This is a genomic window from Thermodesulfovibrio sp. (genome assembly GCF_049969575.1).
Taxonomy (GTDB): Bacteria; Nitrospirota; Thermodesulfovibrionia; order Thermodesulfovibrionales; family Thermodesulfovibrionaceae; genus Thermodesulfovibrio; species Thermodesulfovibrio obliviosus.
In genome coordinates, this window is sequence record NZ_JBMFOO010000012.1 from 1 (window position 1) to 6,634 (window position 6,634).

8 protein-coding genes are annotated in these 6,634 nt (G+C 36.4%); all 8 read left to right on the plus strand.

The window, feature by feature from the left end:
- Positions 1–875: TaqI-like C-terminal specificity domain-containing protein (locus ACP5O9_RS04035; RefSeq protein ID WP_428723476.1), on the plus strand; the 875-nt coding region annotated here is incomplete at its 5' end.
- Positions 876–1,152: 277 nt separating this feature from the next.
- The gene (tmcD, locus tag ACP5O9_RS04040) at positions 1,153–2,406 is read left to right on the plus strand and encodes an electron transfer complex subunit TmcD (protein ID WP_428723477.1); all 1,254 of its coding nucleotides are present in this window, start codon (positions 1,153–1,155) and stop codon (positions 2,404–2,406) included.
- Entirely contained in the window at positions 2,406–2,879 is a 474-nt protein-coding gene (locus ACP5O9_RS04045) for a hypothetical protein (RefSeq protein ID WP_424904494.1), read from the plus strand. The genes tmcD and ACP5O9_RS04045 overlap by 1 nt, the downstream gene beginning before the upstream one ends.
- A complete protein-coding gene (locus ACP5O9_RS04050) occupies positions 2,861–3,082 on the plus strand; it encodes a hypothetical protein (protein ID WP_428723478.1) in 222 nt (73 codons plus the stop codon). Before ACP5O9_RS04045 ends, ACP5O9_RS04050 begins: the two co-directional genes overlap by 19 nt.
- Position 3,083: 1 nt before the next feature.
- Positions 3,084–4,412 carry a (Fe-S)-binding protein gene (locus ACP5O9_RS04055; RefSeq protein WP_428723479.1) on the plus strand — a complete coding sequence of 443 codons (1,329 nt, stop codon included), beginning with the start codon at positions 3,084–3,086 and terminating at the stop codon, positions 4,410–4,412.
- A 57-nt stretch (positions 4,413–4,469) separates the two neighbouring features.
- On the plus strand, positions 4,470–4,928 hold the full coding sequence (locus tag ACP5O9_RS04060; protein ID WP_428723480.1) for a cytochrome c3 family protein: 459 nt from the start codon (positions 4,470–4,472) through the stop codon (positions 4,926–4,928).
- A 184-nt stretch (positions 4,929–5,112) separates the two neighbouring features.
- A complete protein-coding gene (locus ACP5O9_RS04065) occupies positions 5,113–5,985 on the plus strand; it encodes a cytochrome c3 family protein (protein WP_428723481.1) in 873 nt (290 codons plus the stop codon).
- A gap of 138 nt (positions 5,986–6,123) precedes the next feature.
- Positions 6,124–6,634 (plus strand): 4Fe-4S dicluster domain-containing protein (locus tag ACP5O9_RS04070; RefSeq protein ID WP_428723482.1); only part of this gene is annotated, 511 nt, incomplete at its 3' end.

The following is a 6,634-nucleotide window of genomic DNA, read 5'->3' on the forward strand; positions in this document are numbered from 1 at the left end:
AGCCATTAAAAGATTGGGATGTAAAAATTTACAGAGGTGTTTTAACAGGCTTTAATGATGCATTTATTATTGATACAGAAACAAGAAACAGGATTTTGGCAAACTGCAAAACAGAAGAAGAAAGGAAGAGAACAGAAGAGATTATTAAGCCAGTTTTAAGAGGAAGGGATATTGGAAGGTATTATTATAAATGGGCAGGGTTGTGGGTGATATATATACCTTGGCATTTTCCATTACACAAAAATCAAAATATTACAGGAGCTTCTGAATTAGCAGAAAGTGAATTTAGAAAGAAATATCCAGCTTTATACAGTTATTTACTTCAATATAAAGATGGACTTATGCAAAGGAACAAAGAAGAGACTTGCAAAAGGTATGAGTGGTATGCTTTACAAAGATGGGCAGCGGACTACTACCCCGAATTTGAAAAGGAGAAGATTGTGTGGCAGGAGATGACATATGAACCCGCTTTTGCATATGATGATAGGAATTATTATACAAATCAGACTATTTATATAATGACAGGCAAAAATTTAAAATATATTTTGGGTGTCCTTAACTCAAAGGTTTCAGAAAAATATATGTCTATGATTGCTTATTCTTTATCTGAAGGAGCACAAAGATGGATAAAGCAATATGTAGAACAAATCCCCCTTCCCCCCATCACCCCCCAAAACCATCACATAGTCAAAGAGATAGAAAATCTCGTCTCCCAAATCCTTTCCCTCACCCAATCTCCGGACTACGAAACAAATCCACAAAAACAAGCAAAAGTCAAAGAACTTGAAAAAGAAATAGATAAATTGGTTTATAAACTCTATGATTTAACAGAGGAAGAAATAAAAATAATTGGAGGGGCAAGAAATGAATGGTAGAAAATGGAAATTAGATGATCAAACAAAAGCTGAAAAAACTTTTAAAATTTCTATTCATTTCTCCTTCTTTGAAAATAAGTATTCTTAGCGGTCTTTTGCCACTGGAGGTTAAAGGGAAAATTTTAGAGGATTATCTGGCATTAGTTTTTGTTAAAGATTTTTAGAAAAAAAGGGAGAGACATCATGGAGGCGTTGAAGTGATGTATGCGAAGATATAGGTTTGCGCATACCCACTTGACTTTTTTTTAATTCTGTTTTTTAATAGATAACGATTAACATGTTCAACTGGGATTGGCAAACAAAGGAAAAATTAGTATGTGATGTGAACGACTGGAAAAACAGATTCAATTTTGTCCATGAATTTGTCCCAAGTCCTGATGGAGACAAGATTGCTGCAGTTGTTGAAATTGAAGACAAAAAGGTTACGCCATGCATAAATGGAAAAACATGGGATGACACATTTGAAAGAGTTTGTTTTTTAAGGCTTATTCCTGATGGTTCTGTTACCTGCCTTGTTTTGAAGAATTATGAATGGACAATGGCAAAGGATGAGGTTTTGCTTGATGAAACTTTTGATTATGCATGGAATCTTCAGTTCAGCAAAGATGCATCATGCGCAGCCTTTAATATAAAAAAAGGAGATTCCTATGGAGCCTGTGTAAATGGAAAGGTTTGGGATAATCTCTTTTTTGATGCGAGGGATTTATTTATCTCACCTGATGCCAAAAAAACAGCCTGCTATGTAAGGACAAAAAATCCTCAGGTGCTTGATATATTTAGTTTTAAAGAAGGAGTATGGACAGTTGCAGTTAATGGAGTTCCGTGGGATAAAAACTTTATTTCTGTTTTTGGATTAACTTTCAGTCCTGATGGGAAAAGGATTGCTGCTACAGTCAGGCTTTCCCAGCAGGAATTTACAGTGGCAGTTGATGGAGCTCTGTGGAAGGAGATTTTTCCTAATGCATGGGAGCCTGCTTTCATCAATGAAAATGATGTATGCGTTCCTATTAAAACAGATAAAGGATGGACACTGGTTTTGAATGGAAAACCTTTATGGGATAAGTATTTTGTCCAGCTATGGAATCAGAGAGTTAGTCCTGAGGGGAAAAGGATTGCAGCAGTTGTTGCCACAGAGTTTGGAAAATGGACAGTAGCTGTTGACGGAGTTGCATGGACAAAGACATTCTCTCAGGCTGTTCTGCCTCCTCAATTCAGTCCTGATGGTAAAAAAGTAGCATCTGTTGTAAGGGAAAACAATTTATGGACAGTGGCTGTTGACGGAATTGCATGGAGCGAAGGCTTTGAAAGAGTATGGACACCCCAATTCAGCCCTGATGGTTCTCACATTGTTGCAAAAGTAGAAAGGGACGGAGTTTTCTTTATAGTGCTTGATGGAAAGATTGGAAAGGATGTTTTTGAGATGCTGTGGGAGCCTGTTTTCAGTCCTGATGGAGAAAAAATTTTAGTAAGATGTCTCAAAAATGGAAAGTATTATAGAAAAATTTTTACAATTGGAGAGATTTTAAGATAATGGAGCAGTTTTTCAGAGATCCATCAATTTATACACTGGCGAGAGGTCCACTTGTCTGGCTTGCCTTTGTGGTGTTTTTTGCCGGGATATTTTATCGTGTTTATCACAGCATTCAGCTTGCAAAAAAAGAAAAGGTAATATATCCTTATCTGAGCTTTAAATACACTCTTCGTTCTATCATTCATTGGCTTATACCTTTTGGAAGTATAAGTATGAGAAGACATCCATGGTTTACATTGCTGACTTTTGTTTTTCACATATGCGTTATTTTAACTCCTTTATTTTTAGCCGGTCATATCGAGCTGTGGTATGACTCATGGAAGATTAGCTGGTGGAGTTTGCCTCAGTCCCTGGCTGATGCAATGACATTGCTTGTCATATTTGCTATAATTCTGCTTGTTATCCGTAGAATAATTCAACCAGATGTGAGATTTCTTACTGGTAGGGAGATTATATGGCAATTATTATTGTAGCTGCACCTTTTATAACAGGATTTCTTGCCCATTATGAGCTTTTCTTTGAGTATAGAATAATGCTTACGATTCACATGATTACGGGAGAAATCATGCTTGCTACTATTCCTTTTACGAGACTCAGCCACATGTTTTTCTTCTGGCTCATAAGGGCTCATACTGGAAGTGAGTTTGGTGCAGTAAGACATTCAAGGGATTATTGATATGACAGAGTTTGTTAGAAAGACAGTAGCAGACATAGGAATTGACAAAACCTTAGAAGAAATTGATGAAGTTAGAATAAAAAAGGCTATTGATTGGGTTTTAAAAAGAGAAGCCTCTGCAAGGCTTAAAGTCTTTGTAGATACCTGTGTTAGATGTGGAATGTGTTCTACTTCCTGTCATCATTATTTATCCCATGATAATGATCCAACCTATGCACCTGCAGCCAAAGTAAAGCAAACAATATGGGATATACTCAATAAAAATGGCAATGTTGGTAAGGAGGACATAAAAAAATATGCAAGAATTGCCTTCTCTGAATGCAATCTCTGCCGGAGATGTGTTCAGTTCTGTCCCTTTGGTATTGATATTGCTTATTTAATTAGCCTTGTAAGAAGAATATGTTGCCTTATTGGCGCAGTTCCTCAGTATATTCAGGATCAGGCATTGAGTCACATGCAGACAACAAATATGTTGTGGTTTAGACAGGATGAATGGCTTGATACAGTTCAATGGCTTGAAGATGAACTGAGGGCAGAAATTAAAAATGCAAGAATTCCAGTGGGTAAAAAAGACGCTGAAATTCTTTATCTTGCCCATGGACTTGAGGCAAAATACATGACTGGGCTTCTTGCTAACATGGCAAAGATAATGAATGTGGCAAAGGTTGACTGGACAATGCCTGATTGTGATGGATGGGATTATACAAACAAATCTTTTTATGCTCAGGATCATGAAACTCTTCAGAAAGTGGTGAGAACTCACTATGAAGTTGCCTTTAAATTGAATGTTAAGAGAATTGTTATGGGAGAGTGCGGACATGCCTACAGAACAGGCATATATGAAGGAACAAGACTTATTGGCTGGAAGGAAAATCCAATTCCCTATCTATATGGTGTTGAGTTCTTCTACGAACTCTTAAAAAACAACAGAATAAAAATCAGCCAAAAAATTAAAGAACCTGTAACATTGCAGGATCCCTGTAATATCATCAGATATAGAGGACTAAGAGAAAAACTCAGATATATTGTAAACAGTCTTTGCGAAAACTTTATAGAGATGTCGCCAAAAGATGACCATAACTACTGTTGTTCTGCTGGCGGAGGAATGATTGATGCGGGTCCGCCATGGAAGATGGCAAGAATTGAAGGCGGTAGAATAAAGGCAGAACAGATAAAAGACACAGGAGCAAAAATAGTGATTGCACCATGTCATACCTGTCATAAGGGAATTGAAGACTTAAATGACTATTACAAGCTTGGAGTTCATGTAAAGTTTTTAACAGACATGATTGCAGAGCAAATGGAAATTCCTGAAGAGATGAGAGCATGAGGAAAATTGGGTTTATAGGAATTTTGCTGTTTGTAGTTTTCTCTGGATTAGGTATCTATGCTTCGCTGTCTTCAGAACCTGTCAGTAAAAGCCCAGAGGCAGGTAAAGATATTATCGCAATTGCACATAAAGAAATATTTTGGCAGACTTGAATATGGCACGGTCTTATTTGAACATCAAAAGCATGTTGAAGCTCTGGCAAAGGCTTTTAAAAAGCCTGATGAAAGAATTTGTCAGGATTGTCATGTTCAGGACAAATTCGGTGAATTTTCCTTTGAGTTTCCTAAAAACATTGATAGAAAGGATTCTTCACTGCTTAAGAATGCCTATCATGAGCAGTGCCTGAGATGTCATCAAAAATTAAGCTTTGAAAAAATTAAAACAGGGCCTGTAATTCTCTCCTGCAGGGAATGCCATAAGAAAGAAAATGATGATATGATAGTTAAACATCCTTCAGTGGAGTTTGATTTTTCCCTTCATGACAAACATGTGAAAAAACATAAAAAAAGACTGTAGTCTTTGCCATCATATATATGACATTGAAGAGAAAAACAAAGAACTTGCACTGGTATATGAGAAAGGAACTGAGCAGTCCTGTTATTACTGTCATGATTTAAATAAGAAGAAAGGACCGGAACTTTCAAAAATAGTAAAAATAGCAAAACAGGACAATTGGAATATTGAAAGAGCCTTTCACAGCTTGTGTTTAAACTGTCATTTACATAATAAGTTAGAGGCTAAGGAAGCAGGACCACTAAAGTGTTCAAAGTGTCATACAGGAAAATATAAAACAATTGAGGAACTTAAAGATATTCCAAGACCTGAAAGGGATCAGCCAAAGATTGCCTTCATAAACATTGAAGAAGCAAAAATGAAAGGAGTTTCGTTTGATCATGAGTTTCACGAAAAGAATAATAAGACATGTAGAAGCTGCCATCATGAAACGCTAAAAAGTTGTAGAGAATGTCATAATCTAAAAGGCAAACAGGAAGGTGGATTTGTAAATATTCTTACAGCCTATCATTCGCAAAACTCGCAGATGAGCTGTCAGGGCTGTCATAGAAATTTAACCAGTAAGAAAGAATGCATTGGCTGTCATTACTTTATTGCACCAGTTAAAACAGAGGTGGCAAACAAAGAAATATGTAGCAGATGCCACAGTGGTAAAAAAGAGATTGAAAAGGTTGCTCCATTCATTGTTTCACCTCAAAAAGTGAAGGAAGAAGTTGAGATAAAACATATTGAAAAGGAGTTTAATCCTGTTAAGATGCCTCATTATAAAATGGTAAAAAAACTTGCAGAAATATCAAATCAAAGCAAGGTTGCAACATATTTCCATAAGGATTTAAATACAATTTGTAAAGGTTGTCATCATAAAAGTAAAGAAGAAGCCGAAGCAAAGACAGCACCTCTTTGTGTTAGTTGCCACAGTGTATCATTTGACTCTCAGGTGCCTGCAAGACCAAGACTTCAATCTGCTTATCATGGAATGTGTATTAGTTGTCATGAAAACATGGAGTTACAGAAACCAAAAACCTGCACTGATTGTCATGAAAGAAAAGGAGGGATATAAAAATGTACATCCTTGAACAGCTTTTTTCTCATCATGGAGCTGAGTATGCCATTGCTGTGCTTTCAATATTTGCATTTATTGTTATTGTGGGAATGCTAAGGGAAAGGAAAAGATATTGAGTTTATGGAGTACCACGGTATGAAAAGAAGAGAATTTTTAAAGAGGATATTGACAATTGCAGGAATTAGTCTGATTGGTGGAAAAGGAAATGTTTACGGAGAATCACCTTCAGATTTATCTCAGAGAGCTGTGAAATCAACAGGTAACATTGCAAATAGAAAGAATTGGTTAAAATATGAAGCATTAAAAGACAAGCAAAAGCCAAAGGAGCCCTATGCTGTGCTTGTTGACCTTACAAAATGTATTGGATGCAGAAGATGTGAATGGGCATGCAATGAATGGAATAAAAATCCGAATAAGCCAATTAAAGAGTTTGAGGAATCAAAAGATAAAAAACCTTCAGTCTTTGATAAAATACGAAGAACCTCTGCTGGAGCATTTACAGTTGTTAATAGATTTTACGAAAATGGTCGCCCTGTTTATGTAAAAAAACAATGCATGCATTGCACTGAACCTGCCTGTCAGGCTGCATGTTTTGTAGATGCCTTTAAGAAAACTCCTCATGGAGCAGTGCTTTATAATCCTTCTT

Bases quoted from the DNA above. Each gene is read 5' to 3' on its own strand.
- tmcD (WP_428723477.1), top strand. From the start codon at position 1,153: ATGTTCAACTGGGATTGGCAAACAAAGGAAAAATTAGTATGTGATGTG.
- ACP5O9_RS04055 (WP_428723479.1), top strand. From the start codon at position 3,084: ATGACAGAGTTTGTTAGAAAGACAGTAGCAGACATAGGAATTGACAAA.
- ACP5O9_RS04050 (WP_428723478.1), top strand. From the start codon at position 2,861: ATGGCAATTATTATTGTAGCTGCACCTTTTATAACAGGATTTCTTGCC.
- ACP5O9_RS04060 (WP_428723480.1), top strand. From the start codon at position 4,470: ATGCTTCGCTGTCTTCAGAACCTGTCAGTAAAAGCCCAGAGGCAGGTA.
- ACP5O9_RS04045 (WP_424904494.1), top strand. From the start codon at position 2,406: ATGGAGCAGTTTTTCAGAGATCCATCAATTTATACACTGGCGAGAGGT.